The organism is Streptomyces sp. BBFR102, assembly GCF_051397025.1.
Taxonomy (GTDB): Bacteria; Actinomycetota; Actinomycetes; order Streptomycetales; family Streptomycetaceae; genus Streptomyces.
Genome location: NZ_CP195757.1, coordinates 2,003,170 through 2,022,179, shown reverse-complemented (window position 1 = coordinate 2,022,179; position 19,010 = coordinate 2,003,170). Strand labels below are relative to the sequence as shown.

Here is a 19,010-nt window from a genome sequence, read left to right as displayed (position 1 = left end):
GCGAGGAGGGGGAGAGGGCGATGCGACAGCCAAAGGGCCGTCGGGTGGCGGCGCGGGGGCCCTGGCTGTTCGGGGTACGGCACCACGGGCCCGGTTCGGCGCGGGCGGTGCGCGCCGCGCTCGACGCGGTCCAGCCCAGCGCCGTCCTCATCGAAGGGCCTCCCGAGGCCGACGAACTGGCCCATCTCGCCGCCGACATGGAGATGCGGCCCCCGGTCGCCCTGCTGGCCCACGCCACCGACGACCCCGGCCGCTCCGCGTTCTGGCCGTTCGCGGAGTTCTCCCCGGAATGGGTCGCGCTGCGCTGGGCCCTGGACCGGGACGTCCCGGTCCACTTCATCGACCTGCCCGCCACCCACACCCTCGCCCTGCGCGCGGCGGACGACGCCGCCGGGAGCGAGGAAGGGGGAGAGGGGGAGGGGAGCGGGTCCGGGGAGGGCGGGGCCACGGACGGAGAGGCGGCCCGCCCGCATCCCGGGGCCCTGCGGGTGGACCCGCTGGCCGTCCTCGCCGACGCCGCCGGGTACGACGACCCGGAGCGCTGGTGGGAGGACGTGGTCGAGCACCGGGGCGGCACCGGTCCCCGCACGGACGACGCGGGGGAGGCCGCGCTCGCCTCGTTCCACGCCCTCGGCGAGGCGATGGGGGCACTGCGCGAGCAGTTCGGGGACGGCGGACACGCACGGGACCTCGTCCGCGAGGCCCACATGCGGATACGGCTCAAGGCCGCGCGCAAGGAGTACGGGGACCGCGTCGCCGTGGTCTGCGGCGCCTGGCACGTACCGGCGCTGGCCCTGCGGACCACGCTCACCGCCGACCGTGCGCTGCTCAAGGGCCTGCCCAAGGTCAGGACGGGGCTGACCTGGGTGCCCTGGACGCACCGCCGGCTGGCCCGGGCCGGGGGATACGGCGCCGGGATCGCCTCCCCCGGCTGGTACGGCCACCTCTTCTCGGCCCCCGACCGGCCGGTGGAGCGCTGGCTCACCAAGGTCGCGGGGCTGCTCCGGGAAGAAGGCCGGCAGGTCTCCTCCGCCCACGTCATCGAGGCCGTCCGGCTCGCGGGCGCCCTCGCCACGCTGCGAGGCCGACCGCTGGCCGGGCTGACCGAGACCACCGATGCCATCCGCTCCGTCCTCTGCGAGGGCTCCGACGTCCCCCTCGCGCTGATCGAGGACCGGCTGACCGTCGGCGACGTCCTCGGCGAGGTGCCCGCGGCCGCGCCGGCCGTGCCGCTCCAGCGCGACCTGGACCGCCTCCAGCGGAGCCTGCGGTTCAAGCCCGAGGCGGCGGACCGCGAGGTCGACCTGGACCTCCGCAAGGAGAACGACGCCGCCCGCAGCCGTCTGCTGCACCGTCTGAGGCTGCTGCGCGTCGGCTGGGGCACGCCGACCGCAGGGCGTTCCGGCACCGGCACCTTCCGGGAGAGCTGGCGCCTCTCCTGGCAGCCGGAGTCGGCGGTGCGTGTCGCCGAGGCCGGCGTCTGGGGCACGACCGTCGCGTCCGCCGCCACCGCCAAGGCGCGCTCCGACGCCGCGTCGGCCACGCACCTCGCCGACATCACCGCGCTCGCCGAACTCTGCCTGCGCGCCGAGTTGTCCGACGCGCTCCCCGACGTCATGCGCGCCCTCGCCGACCGCGCCGCGCTCGACACCGACGTGGGCCACCTCGCCCAGGCGCTGCCCGCACTGGTGCGGTCGGTGCGGTACGGCGACGTACGCGGCACGGACACCGCCTCCCTCGCGGGGGTCGCCGCCGGGCTGGCCGAGCGGGTCTTCGTCGGCCTCCCGCCCGCCTGCACCGGTCTGGACGCCGACGGCGCGCGGGAACTCCGGCGCCGCATCGAGGCGGTACACACCGCCGTGGGACTCCTCGCCGACACCGCGGCCGCCCGAGTCGACGGCCCCGGACTGCGGGAGCGGTGGCGGGCGGTGCTGCGGGCCGTCGCCGACCGGGAGAGCGCGCCCGGCCTGCTCCGCGGGCGTGCGGTCCGCCTCCTTCTCGACGAGGGCACCCTCGACGAGGAAGCCGTGGCCAGGCGGATGGGTCTCGCGCTCTCCCCGGGCACCCCGCCCCCGGACGCGGCCGCCTGGGTCGAGGGGTTCCTCGGTGGCGCGGCGGGCGGCGGCATGCTCCTCGTCCACGACGAGCGCCTCCGCCACCTGCTGGACGCCTGGCTCACCGCGGTCCCGGACACCGCCTTCACCGACGTCCTGCCGCTGCTGCGCCGTACCTTCTCCGCCTACGAGACGGGGATACGCCGCACCCTCGGCGAACTGGTCCGCCGCGGCCGGCCCGCCACGGGCGACTCCACTCCCGGGAGCGAGGCCCTCCCCGGCGCCCCGGCCGACGGCTTCGGCCCGGGCCTCGACCCCGAGCGCGCCGACGCGGTCACCGAGGTGCTGCGCCACCTCCTGGGCGACCTGGTGCCGGTGGGCGCGGGCGCCGGACGGCCCGGACGACGAGGGCCGGGGGCGTGAGGTGGCCGCGGGGCGGTCCGGTGCCTGTTGTCGGGGTGGGCGTCGTCCGGGTGGTCGAGGGGCGGGCTGGCACTTCGGCGGTTGGGTTCGACGGGGGGCCGGTGGGTGCGGGCGCCGGACGGCCCGGCCGACGGGTGCCGGTGGCGTGGGGCGTGGCGGCGGGGTGGGCGAGCGCCTGTCGGGCCGGCGCCGCCCGGGCAGCCCGTAGCGCAGGCCCGTACCCGGGCCGGCCCGGGTACGACGGGACCGGACCAGCGCGAGCGCCGACACCGGGCACCGGCCTCGCTCAGCAGGGGAACCGGACCGAGCCGAGCACCGGCCGGAGCACGCCCACGCCGGGAACCCGCAGGACTGCGGGGTTCCACGCGCAGGCGGGACTCGACGTGGCGGTGGTCGACACCGGCCGCTCCCGACACCGGCGACGGCCCGCCGAGACCACGCCCAGCACCAGACCGGGCCGACGGGGACCAACGCCGGGCGACGAAACCGGGCCGAAGCCGACCCGAACCCGGTCCGGCAGTGAGGCTCTCCGGGCAGGAGGCGCCGGAGTTCCCACTCGGGCCAGACCGCACGAGGTTCTTGCTCCCCGGTCCTGGTCCCCGGTCCTGCTCCCGGCCCCGGTCCGATCCCGGTCCCGGTCCGATCCCGGTCCCGGTCCCGGTCCCGGCCCAGACCGTGGTTCGGCCCAGACCGTAGACCGGCCCAGCCCATGGACCCCGCCCCTCCCGGCCTCGACCCAGCCCGGCCCAGGACCCACGCCCTCGGCACCTCTGTCCGACGACCACCCACCCAGATCCCCGACGACCACCCACCCAGATCCAAGGCCGCCCCAGGCCCGCCCCACGCAGCGGAAGGAACTTCGATGACCGAGGACAGGACAGCTCAGACGGCGGTGGCGGGCTCGACGGACGGGACGGGGGTGAGTGGGGTGGTGGAGGCAGCCGGGGTCCCCGCGCGGGCCGCCGGGGCGGTCGGGGACGGCCGTGCGGAGGAGGAGCGGTTGCGGCGGTGGCGGATGGTGCTCGGGGGCGGGCCCGCTGACGGTACGGGGTACCTCCCGGCGGGGAACGACGCGGCGATGGACAAGGCGCTGGCCGCGCTGTACGGGGGTGAAGGGAAGAAGGACGGGCGGCTGAAGTCGGGGTCGGAGCGGGCGGCGGGGCTCGGCGGGTCGGCGCCCTCGGTGGCGCGGTGGCTGGGAGACATCCGGACGTACTTCCCCAGTTCGGTGGTGCAGGTGATGCAGCGGGACGCCATCGACCGGCTCGGGCTGTCGGCGCTGCTGCTGGAGCCGGAGATGCTGGAGGCGGTCGAGGCCGACGTACACCTGGTCGGGACGCTGCTGTCGCTGAACAAGGCGATGCCCGAGGAGACCAGGGAGACGGCGCGGACCGTGGTCCGCAAGGTGGTCGAGGAACTGGAGGCGCGGCTGGCCTCCCGTACGCGGACCGCGCTGACGGGCGCGCTCGACCGCAGCGCCCGGATCAGCCGCCCGCGCCACCACGACATCGACTGGAACCGCACCATCGCCGCCAACCTGCGGCACTACCTCCCCGAGTACCGCACGATCGTGCCGGAGCGGCTGATCGGGTACGGCCGGGCGTCACAGGCGGTGAAGAAGGAAGTGGTGCTCTGCATCGACCAGTCGGGGTCGATGGCGGCCTCGGTGGTGTACGCCTCGGTGTTCGGCGCGGTGCTGGCCTCGATGCGGTCGATCGCGACCCGGCTCGTCGTCTTCGACACGGCCGTGGTCGACCTGACCGACAAGCTGGACGACCCGGTCGACGTCCTCTTCGGCACCCAGCTCGGCGGCGGTACCGACATCAACCGCGCCCTCGCCTACTGCCAGAGCAGGATCACCCGGCCCGCCGACACCGTCGTCGTCCTCATCAGCGACCTCTACGAGGGCGGGATCAGGGACGAGATGCTGAAGCGGGTCGCCGCGATGAAGGCGGCAGGGGTCCAGTTCGTCACCCTCCTCGCCCTCTCCGACGAGGGCGCGCCCTCCTACGACCGGGAACACGCGGCGGCTCTGGCGGCACTGGGTGCCCCCGCCTTCGCCTGTACCCCCGACCTCTTTCCGGACGTCATGGCGGCTGCCCTGGAGAAGGGGGTGATCCCGGTACCGGAGGGGGCTGCCGCTTAGGGCCTGTCCGGTGAGCGCCCGCCGGCGGCGCCCCGTTCGCGCCCCTCGGCTCTCGCGCCCGCCGCGCTCCGGGCGCCCTCTCCGGTGTCGCCGCCCCGCCCCGCGCCTCCCGTTCGCCGCTGGCGAAGTCGATCAGCCGACGGGGAGGAACAAGGCCCCGCTCCGGGCGCTCCGTACCCCGGGCCGGCCTGTCCGCGACGGCCCCTGCGAAGGACGGAGCCTCGGCTCCCGGTGCTGTCCCGTGGCTTCGCCGGGAGGCGTCCCGTACGGCGACGGCGCCCCCTGCCGCAGGGGATCGGCGGCGGGCGTTCCGGGCCGGTGCCCCGTGGCGAAGGAGCCCTGTCCGCAGAGGGGTTGCGAGGCGGGGCGGGCCGGGTGCGGTCCGGCGCCGGGCGGGTCGTCCGCGGGCGGTGCCGGCCGTTGGCGGCGGGTCTCGTGGGAGCCGGCCAGGAGGCCCGGCGGGGTGCGGTCGCGGGGGAGGTGCGGTGTCCCGGACGCGCAGCCGTGGGTGGACCGGGCCGAGGAAGGGCGGCGGCACTCTGTGACAGGTATCACCGCTCAGGTGTGATGTGCGATTTAGGGGCGGCGCGGCGGCGGCGTTAACCTGCCAGACGGACATGCCGCGTACCGGTGACCGAAGACGCCTCCCCTGTGACAGTGCGCAGTCACGTTGCCCGCCGCGGCACGCCCATGCAGACCATTGACCGCACAGCGGCGAGACCACTGATAAGGGACGGACGCGCGTGGACCTGTTCGAGTACCAGGCGAGGGACCTCTTCGCCAAGCACGGTGTACCGGTGCTGGCCGGTGAAGTCATCGACACGCCTGAGGCAGCCCGCGAGGCGACCGAGCGGCTGGGCGGCAAGTCCGTCGTCAAGGCCCAGGTGAAGGTCGGCGGCCGCGGCAAGGCCGGCGGCGTCAAGCTGGCCGCCACCCCCGACGAGGCGGTCGCCCGGGCGACCGACATCCTCGGCATGGACATCAAGGGCCACACGGTCCACAAGGTGATGATCGCCGAGACCGCGCCGGAGATCGTCGAGGAGTACTACGTCTCGTACCTCCTCGACCGGACCAACCGCACCTTCCTGGCCATGGCCTCGGTGCAGGGCGGCATGGACATCGAGGAGGTCGCGGAGAAGACCCCCGAGGCCCTCGCGAAGGTCCCGGTCGACTCCAACACCGGTGTGACCATCGAGAAGGCCCGCGAGATCGTCGCGCAGGCGTCCTTCCCGACCGAGGTGGCCGAGAAGGTCGCCGAGGTCATGGTGACGCTGTGGGACACCTTCGTCGCCGAGGACGCGCTCCTCGTCGAGGTCAACCCGCTCGCCAAGGTCGCCTCCGGTGAGGTCCTGGCCCTCGACGGCAAGGTCTCGCTCGACGAGAACGCCGACTTCCGCCAGCCCGACCACGAGGCCCTTGAGGACAAGGCCGCGGCCAACCCCCTTGAGGCCGCCGCCAAGGCCAAGAACCTCAACTACGTCAAGCTCGACGGCGAGGTCGGCATCATCGGCAACGGCGCGGGTCTCGTCATGAGCACCCTGGACGTCGTCGCGTACGCCGGTGAGAAGCACGGCAACGTGAAGCCCGCCAACTTCCTCGACATCGGTGGCGGCGCCTCCGCCGAGGTCATGGCGAACGGCCTGGAGATCATCCTCGGCGACCCGGACGTCAAGTCCGTCTTCGTCAACGTGTTCGGCGGCATCACCGCCTGCGACGAGGTCGCCAACGGCATCGTCCAGGCCCTGGAGCTGCTCAAGACCAAGGGCGAGGACGTCACCAAGCCGCTGGTCGTGCGCCTCGACGGCAACAACGCGGAGCTGGGTCGCAAGATCCTGTCGGACGCGAACCACCCGCTGGTGCAGCGCGTGGACACCATGGACGGTGCGGCCGACAAGGCCGCCGAGCTCGCGGCTGCGAAGTAAGGACGAGGGACTCCAACACCATGGCTATCTTCCTCACCAAGGACAGCAAGGTCATCGTCCAGGGCATGACCGGTGCCACGGGCATGAAGCACACCAAGCTCATGCTGGGTGACGGCACCAACATCGTCGGTGGCGTGAACCCGCGCAAGGCCGGCACCAGCGTCGACTTCGACGGCACGGACATCCCGGTCTTCGGCACGGTCGCCGAGGCGATGGAGAAGACCGGCGCCGACGTCAGCGTCATCTTCGTCCCGCCGAAGTTCGCCAAGGCCGCCGTCGTCGAGGCGATCGACGCCGAGATCGGCCTGGCCGTCGTGATCACCGAGGGCATCGCCGTGCACGACTCGGCCGCCTTCTGGGCGTACGCGTCGAGCAAGGGCAACAAGACCCGGATCATCGGCCCGAACTGCCCCGGCCTGATCACCCCCGGCCAGTCCAACGCCGGCATCATCCCGGGCGACATCACCAAGCCCGGCCGCATCGGTCTCGTGTCCAAGTCCGGCACGCTGACCTACCAGATGATGTACGAGCTGCGTGACATCGGCTTCTCCTCCGCCGTCGGCATCGGTGGCGACCCGGTCATCGGCACCACGCACATCGACGCCCTCGCGGCGTTCGAGGCGGACCCCGAGACCGACCTGATCGTCATGATCGGCGAGATCGGCGGCGACGCCGAGGAGCGTGCGGCCGACTACATCAAGGCCAACGTCACCAAGCCGGTCGTCGGCTACGTCGCGGGCTTCACCGCGCCCGAGGGCAAGACCATGGGCCACGCCGGTGCCATCGTCTCGGGCTCCTCCGGCACCGCACAGGCGAAGAAGGAGGCCCTTGAGGCCGCCGGTGTCAAGGTCGGCAAGACCCCGACCGAGACCGCCAAGCTGGCCCGCGAGATCCTCGCCGGCTGACTCGCGGACCGGTTCTGCGCCTGACGGCGCGACCAGCGACGCCTGAGGGCCCGCACCCCCCGCCGGGGGGTGCGGGCCCTCAGGCGTACCGGAGCCGGGGCGGCGGTCAGCCCGGCAGCGGCTGGACCCGTTCCGGGCCGGCCGCCGGGTGCTCGCGCAGCGCGTCCCGCAGCGAGCGGTCCTCCTCCGAGAGCGGGCCGGGGCCCAGGTGCGGCGGGACGCCGGTGATCGCCTCGCCCGCCGTCGGCGGCCGGACGTAGTGGTCGGGGGCGACATGGACGCAGAAGCCGGTCGCCCCGGCGACCAGCGCGGTGAGCGCCACGGCCGACCGGGTCCACCGGCGTACCCGGCGCTCACCCACCGTACGGATGAGCGCTCCCCGCTCCTCGGTGGCCGGTTCCAGGGGGGACAGGGCGTCGAGGAGCCGGTGCAGTGCGGCCGGGTCGGCGAGAGCGGGGACGCGCTCGGCGACGGCGGCCCGGGCGGAGAGCAGCCGGTTGGCCGCGGCGCGGGTGGTCGCCTCGGTCTCCGCCGCCGTCTCGGGCAGGTCCAGGCCCACGCCGTCGTAGAGCAGCAGCGTGCGGCGGTGGCGGGGGGCGAGCGCGAGCAGCGCGTCCAGCAGGTCGCGGTCTGCGTGGCCGCGCGGCGGGGGCACGGCGGCGCCGGGCGGGGCCGGGCGGCGGTGGGCCGCGCGCATCCGGTGCCAGGGGCTCAGGGCGTACTCGTGCGCGGCGGCCCGTACCCAGCCCGCCGGGTCCCGGTCCACCGCCACCTCCGGCCACCGCGCCCAGGCCAGCTGGAACGCCCGCTCCACCGACTCCACCGCCACGGTGTGCCGGCCCGTCAGCAGGTAGGTCTGCCGGACGAGAACCCCCGCGCAGGAGGCGTAGAGGGCGTCGAACGCCTCGCGGGGGGTCGCCCCGGCGGGCCTCACGGGGCGCGGGGCCGGACGCGGCGGTTCCGTCACGCGCTGCGCCCTCGGCCCCCGCGTCGGTCCCCGGGTCGGCCTGCGCTCCGGCTCCTGCTTCGGCCGTGGTGTCCTGACGGGCTCGCCGGCCGGGCGGACGGTGGGGAGCGGGCCGTCGGCGGTGGTGAGGAAGCGGGCGTACGCCTCCAGGGTGCGGCCCCGGGGGGTGGCGCGCCCGGTCTCCCAGGAGTGGATGGTCGTGCTGGTGACGCTCATCCGCGTGGCCAGTGCCGCCTGGCTGAGGGAGGCCGCCTCGCGGAGTCTCCGGCGTTCCGCGGGGGGCGGGAGCGTCGGGGCGGGACGGTTCGTCATGTCGCGTTCTCCACAACAGGGGCCGGGGCCGCCGGGACGCGAGCGGGGCGCGGGCACACCCCACCCGTCCGTACGGAAAAGTACATAACCGTATCTTCGGCGACACCTCCGCTCTTCGCCTGTTGCGCGCATCCTGTCCGTGGCATTGGGAGCATGACCGGTGTGACCCGAATGACCGATGACTCCCTTTCACCCGCCGCCCGCCTCACGGGCCTTGCCGAACGCCTCCGCGACCGGTCGCCGGCCCTGGCGGGGTGCCTGTTCGGCGGCGCGGTCGCCGCGGGGCTCGGCCTCGGCGCGTACGCGGTGGTGGTCATGGCGCTGTGGATCGGCTCGCCCTACCCGGACAGCGGCCCCGGGGGTGCCACCGGGACCGCGGTCAGCCTCTGGCTGCTGGGCCACGGCGTCGGCCTGACCCGCGCCGACACGCTCACCGGAGCCCCCGCGCCGCTCGGCCTCATCCCGCTGCTCCTGGCCGTCGTCCCCTTCTGGCTGGTCCGCCGCGCCGCCCGGGAGGCGGCCGAGCCCGAGACCTCCGAGGCCCCCGAGATCCCCGGGCGCACCGTCGTCTGCGGCATCACCGGCGGCTACACCGCCGTCGGTGCCCTCGCCGCCCTCTACGCCACCGGAGGCGAGCTGCGGCCCTCCCTGCGCGAGGCCGCCTGGCACCTGCCGCTGCTCGCGCTCGCCGCCGCCCTCGCCGGACTGCGCTCGGTACGCGGCCGGTCCGCCGGTACGCCGTCACCGGCCCGGCCCGAGGGGTGGGCCGGGCGGGTGCGGGCGGCGCTGGCCGGACGGCGCTGCGCCACCGCCTGCCGGGCCGGCCTCGCCGCCGCCCTCGCCCTCGCGGGCGGCGGGGCCGTCCTCGTCGGCGCCTCGCTCACCCTGCACTGGGAACCCGCCCGCGCCTCGTACCTGTTGCTCACCGACGTCTGGTCCGGGCGGTTCGCCGTCCTCCTGCTCGCCCTCGCCCTCCTCCCCAACGCCGTCATCTGGGGCGCCGCCTACGCGCTGGGCACCGGGTTCCAGGTCGGCACCGGCACCCTCGTCACGCCGCTCGCCGCCACCCTGGGTCCTGCCCTGCCGCCCTTCCCGCTGCTGGCCGCGGTCCCGCCGGAGGGGCCCGGCACACCGCTGACCTGGGTATCCGCCGCGATCCCGGTGGTGGCGGGGCTCACCGCGGGCTGGTTCACCGCACGCGCGGCCGTCCCGGACGCGGCGCCGGTCCGGGAGGCGGCCACCCCGCCCTGGTCGGCGGCGGCCACGGCCGGGGTGGCCGCACTGGCGGCCCTCGTCGCCGGCCTGGTCTGCGCGGTCGCGGCCCGCGCGGCGGGCGGTCCGCTCGGTACCGGCCGGCTGGCGGAGCTGGGCCCCGTCTGGTGGGCGGCCGGCGGGGCCGCGCTCGGCTGGACCCTGCTGCTCGGCGTGCCCACCGCTCTGGCCCTGCGCGCCTGGCGGCTGCGCGCCCGCGAGCCCCGCGGCGCCGCGGCCCGGGGCGGCCGGTGGGCCGGGGCCGGGCTCTTCGGCATCGCCATGACGGGGACGGGGCTGGCCGTACCGGGGGCGGGCGCGCCGGACGGGGGAGCGGCCCCGGACGGCGGTCGTGGCCGCGCGGACGAGCCGGAGGCCCGGGAGCCGGACGACGACCCGGAACGCGTGGACCCGCTGGACTGGTGGGAGCGGGTCTCCCGCCCCGACCCGGTGGCCGCGCTCGGCGGCTCCTCCGGGGCGCCATGCGACCTGTACGACCAGCTCCCCGCCCACGGCGCCGAGGAGTGGCGGGCGCTGCCCCTGGAGCCCCGGGACCCGCCGGGGGAGGAGCCGCCGGAGCGGCGGTGAGGCGAGGCGGGGGCCGAACGGCGAGCGCCTCCCACCGGCACCCGGGGGGCGGTGGGAGGCGCTCGCCGTTCGGCGGACCGGAAGCGGCCCGTCGGTCCGCTCTACTCGCTGGTCTCGGTGTTGACGCCCAGGAGCGGGCGCAGGTCCTTCGGGAGGTGCTTCTCGCAGGTGTCGCGGGTGGCGTTGGTCAGCGCGTCGTCCATGCAGGAGTAGTAGTCGCTGTAGACGATCCGGGCGCCGAACATCGCGGCCACCAGGGCGAGCCCCAGCCCCGCCGTGACCAGGCCGCTGACGGCGGCCGTGGTCTGCTGGCGGGTGCCGGACTCGGTGGGGGCCGGCGCCGGGGCGTTCCCGCCCGGCCCGCGCTCCTCGCGCGCCTCGCCTCCCGCGTCCTCGGCGGGCCTGCCCCGCATCTTCAGCGAGGTCACGCCCCAGTACACCGAGAGGGCGCCGAGCAGCAGGGCGACCGACGGCCAGTTGAAGAGGGCGAAGAAGAACGACCACATGCCCGACAGCAGGGCGTACCTGGCGCGGCGCTGGCCGGGGTCGCTCGGGTCCCAGCGAGGGCCGGGCGGGCGCCCCTCGCCGGTGCCGTCGCGGGAGCCGGAGCCGAAGGGGTTGGACGAGCGGCCGGGCTGGCGGTCGCTCCAGCGGCTGCTTCCGCCGCCCTGCGCGGAACCGTCATCGGAGCCGCCGGTGGGCGTCCGTGGCCGCCACGGCTGGTCCGGCCGGCCCTCGGGCGGCGGCGCGAACGGATTGTCGGACTTCGTGGCCCCGGAGTCCGAGCCGGAGACGGAACCGCCCTCCCGGCCCGAAACGGGCTCCCGCTCCTTCTCCGCGCCGCCCTGGTCGCCGCCCGACGGCGAGGAGCCGCCCTCCCTGACCGCCGACACGCCCCACGCGTCCGGGGCCACTGCGGCGGTGCCGGGCAGGGCGAGGCCCCCGAAGCCGGGGGCGGCGGTGGGCAGGGGGAGGCGGAGGCTCGCGGCGGAGCGTCGGTCCGGCATCAGGTGCGTGTCTTCCCTCGGTGGTCCGGCCGACGGCCCGGCCGGGCGACGGCCGGTGGCGCCGGCCGTGCGCGGATGTGCGGTGGGGCGGCCGTGGCCGCCGGTGGTCTTCCGGTGCGGCGGTGCTGATCGTGCTGCCGGGACGGGCCCGAGGGCCCGGGTGGGACCCCTCCCAGACGCTACCGCCCCCTCGGGCCCCCGTCCCGTGGGGGCCGGTGAGTGTGCCGGTATCGTTGCTGACGGTCGGGAGCTTCGTAGAGTTCCCCGTATCGCGGAGAGCGCGACCTTTGTACGACCGCACAAAGGCGTACGACCGGACAAGGCAGCGCCTCCCGCACCGCCCGTACGCGCCGTGCCCGCACGTCCAGCGTCACCGTAGAAAGGCCCCCGCCGTGGCCTCGCCGCTTCCCAGCGCCGCGTCTTCACGCCCGAAGCGCCTCGTCGTCCTCGTCTCCGGTTCCGGGACCAACCTCCAGGCCCTCCTCGACGCCATCGCCGGCCAGGGCGCCGAGCGGTACGGCGCCGAGGTGGTCGCCGTCGGCGCCGACCGCGGTGCGATCGCCGGTCTGGAGCGCGCCGAGCGCGCCGGAATCCCCTCGTTCGTGTGTCGCGTCAAGGACCACGGTGACCGGGCCGCGTGGGACCGGGCGCTGACCGAGGAGGTCGCCCGCTACGAGCCGGACCTGGTCGTCTCGGCCGGGTTCATGAAGATCCTGGGCAAGGAGTTCCTCGCCCGGTTCGGCGGCCGGGTGGTCAACACCCACCCCGCGCTGCTCCCCAGTTTTCCCGGGGCCCACGGCGTACGCGACGCGCTCGCGTACGGCGCCAAGGTCACCGGCTGCACCGTCCACTTCGTCGACGACGGTGTCGACACCGGCCCGATCATCGCCCAGGGCGTGGTCGAGGTCGTCGAGGACGACTCGGTGGAGGGCGAAGCGGCCCTCCACGAACGCATCAAGGACGTCGAGCGCTCGCTGCTCGTCGAGGTCGTGGGGCGCCTGGCCCGCAACGGCCACCGCATTGAGGGACGAAAGGTTCTGATTCCGTGACCGCCGAAGGTACGAAGCGGCCCATCCGCCGCGCGCTGGTCAGCGTCTACGACAAGACGGGTCTGGAGGAGCTGGCCCGCGGGCTGCACGAGGCGGGCGTCGAGCTGGTCTCCACCGGGTCCACCGCCGGGCGGATCGCCGCGGCCGGGGTCCCGGTGACCAAGGTCGAGGAGCTGACCGGCTTCCCCGAGTGCCTGGACGGCCGGGTCAAGACGCTCCACCCCCGCGTGCACGCCGGCGTCCTCGCCGACCTGCGCCTGGACAGCCACCGCGAGCAGCTGGCCGAGCTGGGCGTCGAACCGTTCCAGCTGGTGATCGTCAACCTCTACCCGTTCCGGGAGACCGTCGCCTCGGGCGCCACCCCCGACGAGTGCGTCGAGCAGATCGACATCGGCGGCCCCTCCATGGTCCGCGCCGCCGCCAAGAACCACCCGTCCGTGGCGGTCGTCACCGACCCCGGCCAGTACGGCGCCGTCCTGGCGGCGGCCCGTGACGGCGGCTTCGAGCTGGCCGCCCGCAAGCGGCTCGCGGCCAAGGCGTTCCAGCACACCGCGGCGTACGACGTGGCGGTCGCCGCCTGGTTCGCCGACGACTACGCCGCCGCCGACGACAGCGGCTTCCCCGACTTCCTCGGCTCCGCGCTGACCCGCTCCACCGTGCTGCGCTACGGCGAGAACCCGCACCAGCCGGCCGCGCTCTACAGCCTCGGCCAGGGCGGCCTCGCCGAGGCCGAGCAGCTGCACGGCAAGGAGATGTCGTACAACAACTACACCGACACCGACGCCGCGCGCCGCGCCGCCTACGACCACCAGGACCCGTGCGTCGCGATCATCAAGCACGCCAACCCGTGCGGCATCGCCGTCGCCGGTGACGTCGCCGAGGCGCACCGCAAGGCGCACGCCTGCGACCCGCTCTCCGCCTTCGGCGGCGTCATCGCCGTCAACCGGCCCGTCACCCGGGAGCTGGCCGAGCAGGTCGCGGAGATCTTCACCGAGGTCATCGTCGCCCCCGACTACGAGGACGGCGCCCTGGAGGCGCTGACCCGCAAGAAGAACATCCGGGTGCTGCGCTGCCCCGAGGCGCCCGCCGCCACCGTCGAGACCAAGCAGATCGACGGCGGTGCGCTCCTGCAGGAGGCCGACCGCCTCCAGGCCCCCGGCGACGACCCGGCCAACTGGACCCTCGCCACCGGCGACGCGCTCGGCGAGGGCGAACTGGCCGAGCTGGCCTTCGCCTGGAAGGCGTGCCGCGCCGTCAAGTCCAACGCCATCCTGCTCGCCAAGGGCGGCGCCTCGGTCGGCGTCGGCATGGGCCAGGTCAACCGGGTCGACTCGGCCAAGCTCGCCGTCGAGCGCGCCGGCGCCGAGCGCGCCCGTGGCGCCTTCGCCGCCTCCGACGCCTTCTTCCCCTTCCCCGACGGGCTGGAGATCCTGCTGGAGGCCGGCGTCCGCGCCGTCGTCCAGCCCGGTGGCTCGGTCCGCGACGAACTGGTCGTCGAGGCCGCGAAGAAGGCCGGGGTCACCATGTACGTCACCGGGACCCGCCACTTCTTCCACTGACCGGTACGCGAGACGGCCGAGGGCCGCGTCCCCGAGCGGGGGGCGCGGCCCTCGGCCGTGTCAGGTGCCTGCGCGGGTCAGTAGCGCGGGCGGTTGAACCAGGCGGAAGCCTGGCTGTTCACCATCGAGGCGAGGATGATGCCGTAGATCGCCAGCATGATGATGCCGCCGAAGGTGGCCGAACCGCCGCCGCCCTGTACGAGGTTGCTCAGCGAGCCGAGGATGCCGAGGGAGGCGTAGATGATGGCGGTGATGCGGATGCCCGGGCCGCCGGTGGAGAACTTGACGCCGAGCACGATGCTGAGGACCGCCAGGGCGAGCAGGATGAAGACGATGGCGTAACCGAGGCCGACGAGGCCGTTGGCGGATTCGGTCTCCAGGCCGTTGGCGACGTCCTTGGCCGCGCCGATGGCGACACCGGCGATGAGGCCGATCAGTATCTGGAAGCCGGAGACGATGAAGAGCAGCACGCGGGCCGTCTTCATCAGGCCGGGCATCTCCGGCTTCATGCCCGGCACGCCCGGGTACGCCGGCTGGCCGGGCTGCTGCGGGTAGCCGTAACCGGGCTGGCCCGGCTGGCCGCCGCTCTGCTGCGGGTAGGCGTAGCCCGGCTGCCCCTGGGGGGTGCCGTAGCCCGACGGCTGCCCCTGCGGCGAGCCGTAGCCCGACGGCTGGCCCTGCGGCGTGCCGTAGCCCTGCGGCGTGCCGTAGCCCCCGGGCTGGCCGCCCTGCGAGGGCTGGCCCTGCGGAGGCGGGCTGTAAGGACTGTTGGGGTCGCCGAAACTCATGGCGGGGTTCCTCCGTTGAAGCGCGGGGACGCGCGGTCCGCGCAGGAGGTTGCTGAAAGACGTAAGCGGCGCTTCCCCCCGGCACTGCCCGCGGCACTGTCTGCGCATCATCGTTCTCAATACCCTGGTGTCTTGTCCAGTCGCCGGCGCCGGACGTTGTGCAAGTGCAACCTCTGTGATCATTCGGTCAGAGCGGGTCGAAGTCGGCCGAAAAGGGCTGCTCGGCAGGGCTGTTCACGGAATCCGCCCGGTGCTGGCCCGCCCCGGATTGGCGGCCGGGGGCGGGCATCCGCGAGGATGGGGGTATGAGCGCCCAGATTCTCGATGGCAGGGCCACCGCGGCCGCGATCAAGTCCGAGCTGGCCCGGCGTGTGGCCGTGCTCCGGGACCAGGGCGTGCAGCCCGGTCTCGGAACCGTCCTGGTCGGTGAGGACCCGGGCAGCCAGAAGTACGTCGCGGGCAAGCACCGCGACTGCGCCCAGGTCGGCATCGCCTCCATCCAGCGCGAACTGCCCGCCACCGCCACCCAGGAGGAGATCGAGGCGGTCGTCCGGGAACTCAACGAGGACCCGGCCTGCACCGGTTACCTCGTGCAGCTGCCGCTGCCCAAGGGCATCGACGAGAACCGCATCCTCGAACTGATGGACCCGGCCAAGGACGCCGACGGCCTCCACCCGACCAACCTCGGCCGCCTCGTCCTGGGCGAGCCCGCGCCGCTGCCCTGCACGCCGTTCGGCATCGTCACGCTGCTGCGCCACTTCGGCGTCGAGATCAACGGCGCCGAGGTGGTCGTCGTCGGCCGCGGTGTCACCATCGGCCGCCCCATGCCGCTGCTGCTCACCCGCCGCTCCGAGAACGCCACGGTCACCCAGTGCCACACCGGCACCCGCGACCTCGCCGCCCACCTGCGCCGCGCCGACATCATCGTGGCCGCCGCCGGGGTGCCGCACCTGATCAAGCCCGAGGACGTGAAGCCCGGCGCGGCCGTCCTCGACGTCGGCGTCAGCCGCGACGAGAGCGGCAAGATCGTCGGCGACGTCCACCCCGGTGTCGCCGAGGTGGCCGGCTGGATCTCGCCCAACCCGGGCGGCGTCGGCCCGATGACCCGCGCCCAGCTCCTCGTCAACGTCGTCGAGGCGGCCGAGCGCCAGGCCGCCTCCGCCGCCTGATCCCCCGAAGAGGCCGCCACCGATGAGCACCGACGCCCCCGACGACCAGCCCGCCGCCGAGCCGGCTCCCGAGACCGAGGCGAAGACCGGGCCCGACGCCGGAAAGGGCGGGGCCAGCCGCGCCGGGGCCGGGGTGCGCACCGGGGTGGCGAAGCTGGGGTGGACCCGGCGGGAGCCCGGTTCGCGGAGGTTTCCGCGGATCACCCGGTCCATCGCCCGGCCCGAGGGCGGCGGCCGGGCCGCCGCCGGGCGTGCGCCCGCGCCCGCCCGGCAGTGGCCGATGCTGCTGGTGCTCTCCCTGGTGGGGCTGGGGCTGATCCTCACCGCCTTCGACGTGACGCGGGTCGGGACGCTGCTCATCGGGGTGGCGCTGCTCGTGGGAGCCGGGCTGCGGTGGGGGCTGCCGTCCGTGGGCATGCTCGCTGTCCGCTCGCGGTTCACGGACCTGGTGACGTACTCCGTGCTGGGGGCGGCGATCGTGGTACTCGCGCTGATGCAGCAGCCCAGCCCTTGGCTGGAGCTGCCGTTCCTGGACCGGACCTTGCACCTCACGGTCGATTAGCCAGACCGCAAGCGCCGCCCGGGCCCGGGCACCCGTCCTGCTCGCCACTACGTTCAGCCGGGGGAGACGAAGCCGGATTCGTACGCGGCGATGACCGCCTGGGTGCGTTCGCGGGCGTCGAGTCTGGACAGGACGGCGCTGACGTGGGACTTGACCGTTTCGGTGCTGATCACCAGGTGGCGGCGGGCGACCGGGGCGCCGGTCACCTCGGCGTCGACCCAGAGCCCCCTCCCGCCACTGATCGTGACCGGTGCGGCCAAGGGGTGGCAGAGCCGCACCCGGCCCGCGGCACTCGGGCCCGGCCCATGCGGCGCGCGCCCCGAACTGTGAGCTGTGCGTGCGCTGTTCGCGCTGTATGGGCCCTCGCGTGCGCTCGGTACGCTCCGGCGTGTCCCTGGGCGGAAGTCTCCGGATCGGGTGATTCCGGGGGGTATTGCGCATGGTCGCGCCGGTTTCTCCGTAATGCTTCGCCCTGGAGGCGACCGCCGCCGGTCAGGGTGGCGGCGGGCGGAGCGGGCGACAGGGGCGGCACACATGGCACGTTGGGCGGAACTGCCCGCCGGGCTCGACCGGCGTGAGCGGCAGCTCGTCGTACAGCTGCGGCGGCTGAAGGACCACAGCGGGCTCAGCCTGTCGGCGCTCGGCGCGCGCACCGGGTACAGCCGGTCGTCGTGGGAGCGGTACCTCGGTGGGCGCGCCCCCGTGCCCCGCGCCGCCGTCATCGGGCTCGCGGAGGTCTGCGGGGTCGACCCCACGCGGCTGCTCGCCCTGCACGAGGTGGCCACCGAGCACCGGGCCGCCGACGGGCACAGCACCGGGACCGCCCAGCCGGGCGCCGACTCCGGCCCCGCCGGACGCTCCTCGGCCGGGGAGCACCCGGAGCCGCCCGGGCCGCCGGGCGTACGGCGGCGTACGGCGGTGGCCGCCGCGCTGCTGGTGGGGGCGCTGGCGTTGGGGTTCGCGGTGGGGCTGGCCACCGGCCTCGTCGCCGGTTCCGGGACGCAGGCCGCCGCCGGGCCCGGCGGCGCCGACGGTCCCGAGCTGGTGCGGCCGGACGGGGAGCGCTGGCGGCGCGGCGCCGAGCACACCTGCCACGTCCGCCGCGCCGACGGGCTGCTGTACGCGGGTCACAGCCGCGAACGCGCCGCCCACCTCGACATCAACAGCTCCGGCTGGCACGTCGTCGAGGCCCAGTGCCTGCTGCGCCACCACCGGTTCGACCCCGGCGTCGTCGACGGGCTGTACGGGCCGCTGGCCCAGGAGGCGGTCCGGCGCTTCCAGACCGACCGGCGCATTCCGGTGGACGGCGTCGTGGGCCCCGACACCTGGGGGGAGCTGCGCCGATGACCGACGACGCGACGCCCCCGGAGTGCCGCCGCCTCCTCGGCGAACTGCGGTCCCTGCGCGAGCGGTCCGGGCGCAGCCTGGCCGGGCTCGCCGCCGCGACCCCGTACAGCAAGTCGTCCTGGGGCCGGTACCTCTCCGGCGCCCAGCCCGTGCCGAGGGCCGCCGTGGCGGCGCTCTGCGAGGTGGCGGGGGAGCCGTCCGGGCGGGTGCTGGCGCTGTGGGAGCTGGCCGACGCCGAGTGGAGCGGGCGCGGTTCGTGCGCGGTCCCGGGGCGGGCGGGGCCGCCTCCGTCGCCCGGGGCCCCCGCGTCGCCCCGGCCGACGGACACCGGGGCCGGGCCGGAGGGGGAGCACGGTCTCCGGCCGCCTTGGCCGCCTCGCCGGCGCCGGACGCGGTGGCTGCTCGCGGCGGGCGCGGTGCTGGCCGTCGCCGCCGGGACGGGAGCCGGGGTGAAGGCGCTCGCCGAACGCGCCCCGCGCGCCGCCGCGTCCGAGCCCGGCACCGGCCCGTGGCAGCAGCACGGCCCGCTCGTGCACGGCTGCACCGGCCCCGAGTGCGACGGGCTGGCCCCCAACACGATGGGGTGCGACCGGGCGGATGCCGTGGTGACCCTCGCCGAGTACCGCACCGAGGAGGGGCGGCGCGTCCAGGTGCGGTACGGGAGGCACTGCCGGGCCCTGTGGGCACGGGCCAGTGGACTGCGGTCCGGGGACCGGTTCGCCCTGCGGTTGCCCGGGGCGCCCGCGCGGACGGCGGGGCCGGTGGACGAGAAGGAGGCCGCCGGATACCTGGCGACGCTGATGACCGGGCTGTCCGAGCCGGGTGCCGTGTCCGGGGCGCGGGCCTGCCTGCTGCCGGTGCACGGCGGCGAGGAGTGCGCCCCCGTGCGCTGACGCGCGCGGACGGGCGGCCTCCGGCGGGCGGGAAGAGCGCCCGTCCCCTCCCCCGTCCGAGGGCGGGC

14 protein-coding genes and 1 pseudogene are annotated in these 19,010 nt (G+C 75.3%); 11 read left to right on the top strand and 4 right to left on the bottom strand.

Going from position 1 to position 19,010, the window contains the following annotated elements; all coding sequences use genetic code 11:
- Positions 1–20: 20 nt before the first annotated feature.
- The 4 genes from ACSLIC_RS09020 to sucD all read left to right on the top strand — a co-directional run bounded on the left by ACSLIC_RS09020 (position 21) and on the right by sucD (position 7,450).
- Positions 21–2,477, top strand: a complete 2,457-nt coding sequence (locus tag ACSLIC_RS09020; RefSeq protein ID WP_436737173.1) for a DUF5682 family protein — start codon at positions 21–23, stop codon at positions 2,475–2,477.
- Between the two features lie 1,015 nt (positions 2,478–3,492).
- Complete coding sequence (locus ACSLIC_RS09015) at positions 3,493–4,623, top strand: VWA domain-containing protein (RefSeq protein WP_436740321.1); 1,131 nt, start codon at positions 3,493–3,495, stop codon at positions 4,621–4,623.
- Positions 4,624–5,366: 743 nt separating this feature from the next.
- Complete coding sequence (gene sucC, locus ACSLIC_RS09010) at positions 5,367–6,545, top strand: ADP-forming succinate--CoA ligase subunit beta (protein WP_436737172.1); 1,179 nt, start codon at positions 5,367–5,369, stop codon at positions 6,543–6,545.
- A 20-nt stretch (positions 6,546–6,565) separates the two neighbouring features.
- The gene (gene sucD / locus ACSLIC_RS09005; protein ID WP_436737171.1) at positions 6,566–7,450 is read left to right on the top strand and encodes a succinate--CoA ligase subunit alpha; all 885 of its coding nucleotides are present in this window, start codon (positions 6,566–6,568) and stop codon (positions 7,448–7,450) included.
- Between the two features lie 106 nt (positions 7,451–7,556).
- On the opposite strand, the gene ACSLIC_RS09000 is transcribed toward sucD, so the two are convergent.
- Complete coding sequence (locus ACSLIC_RS09000; protein WP_436737170.1) at positions 7,557–8,729, bottom strand: helix-turn-helix domain-containing protein; 1,173 nt, start codon at positions 8,727–8,729, stop codon at positions 7,557–7,559.
- A gap of 171 nt (positions 8,730–8,900) precedes the next feature.
- Between ACSLIC_RS09000 and ACSLIC_RS08995 the strand changes: the two genes are divergently transcribed.
- Complete coding sequence (locus ACSLIC_RS08995) at positions 8,901–10,568, top strand: cell division protein PerM (protein ID WP_436740320.1); 1,668 nt, start codon at positions 8,901–8,903, stop codon at positions 10,566–10,568.
- 101 nt (positions 10,569–10,669) lie between these two features.
- Here ACSLIC_RS08995 and ACSLIC_RS08990 read toward each other — a convergent pair whose 3' ends face one another.
- Positions 10,670–11,575: a hypothetical protein gene (locus ACSLIC_RS08990; RefSeq protein ID WP_436737169.1), complete on the bottom strand. Its 906-nt coding sequence runs from the start codon at positions 11,573–11,575 to the stop codon at positions 10,670–10,672.
- Between the two features lie 392 nt (positions 11,576–11,967).
- Between ACSLIC_RS08990 and purN the strand changes: the two genes are divergently transcribed.
- Complete coding sequence (purN, locus tag ACSLIC_RS08985; protein ID WP_436737168.1) at positions 11,968–12,624, top strand: phosphoribosylglycinamide formyltransferase; 657 nt, start codon at positions 11,968–11,970, stop codon at positions 12,622–12,624.
- A complete protein-coding gene (gene purH, locus ACSLIC_RS08980) occupies positions 12,621–14,183 on the top strand; it encodes a bifunctional phosphoribosylaminoimidazolecarboxamide formyltransferase/IMP cyclohydrolase (protein WP_436737167.1) in 1,563 nt (520 codons plus the stop codon). The genes purN and purH overlap by 4 nt, the downstream gene beginning before the upstream one ends.
- Before the next feature lie 77 nt (positions 14,184–14,260).
- Here the strand turns inward: purH and ACSLIC_RS08975 are convergent, their stop codons facing one another.
- Positions 14,261–14,971 (bottom strand): hypothetical protein, encoded by a 711-nt coding sequence (locus ACSLIC_RS08975; RefSeq protein WP_436737166.1) that lies wholly within the window; start codon positions 14,969–14,971, stop codon positions 14,261–14,263.
- A gap of 305 nt (positions 14,972–15,276) precedes the next feature.
- Here ACSLIC_RS08975 and ACSLIC_RS08970 point away from each other — a divergent pair, with 305 nt between their 5' ends.
- Both ACSLIC_RS08970 and ACSLIC_RS08965 read left to right on the top strand, forming a co-directional pair.
- A complete protein-coding gene (locus tag ACSLIC_RS08970; RefSeq protein ID WP_436737165.1) occupies positions 15,277–16,140 on the top strand; it encodes a bifunctional methylenetetrahydrofolate dehydrogenase/methenyltetrahydrofolate cyclohydrolase in 864 nt (287 codons plus the stop codon).
- 22 nt (positions 16,141–16,162) lie between these two features.
- On the top strand, positions 16,163–16,702 hold the full coding sequence (locus ACSLIC_RS08965; protein WP_436737164.1) for a DUF3017 domain-containing protein: 540 nt from the start codon (positions 16,163–16,165) through the stop codon (positions 16,700–16,702).
- A 53-nt stretch (positions 16,703–16,755) separates the two neighbouring features.
- On the opposite strand, the pseudogene ACSLIC_RS08960 reads toward ACSLIC_RS08965, so the two are convergent.
- Positions 16,756–16,893: pseudogene (locus ACSLIC_RS08960) on the bottom strand (LuxR C-terminal-related transcriptional regulator); the annotation flags it as partial.
- 343 nt (positions 16,894–17,236) lie between these two features.
- Here ACSLIC_RS08960 and ACSLIC_RS08955 point away from each other — a divergent pair.
- Positions 17,237–18,049: a helix-turn-helix domain-containing protein gene (locus tag ACSLIC_RS08955; RefSeq protein ID WP_436737163.1), complete on the top strand. Its 813-nt coding sequence runs from the start codon at positions 17,237–17,239 to the stop codon at positions 18,047–18,049.
- Positions 18,046–18,942, top strand: a complete 897-nt coding sequence (locus tag ACSLIC_RS08950; protein ID WP_436737162.1) for a helix-turn-helix domain-containing protein — start codon at positions 18,046–18,048, stop codon at positions 18,940–18,942. The genes ACSLIC_RS08955 and ACSLIC_RS08950 overlap by 4 nt, the downstream gene beginning before the upstream one ends.
- The last annotated feature ends 68 nt before the right edge of the window (positions 18,943–19,010 follow it).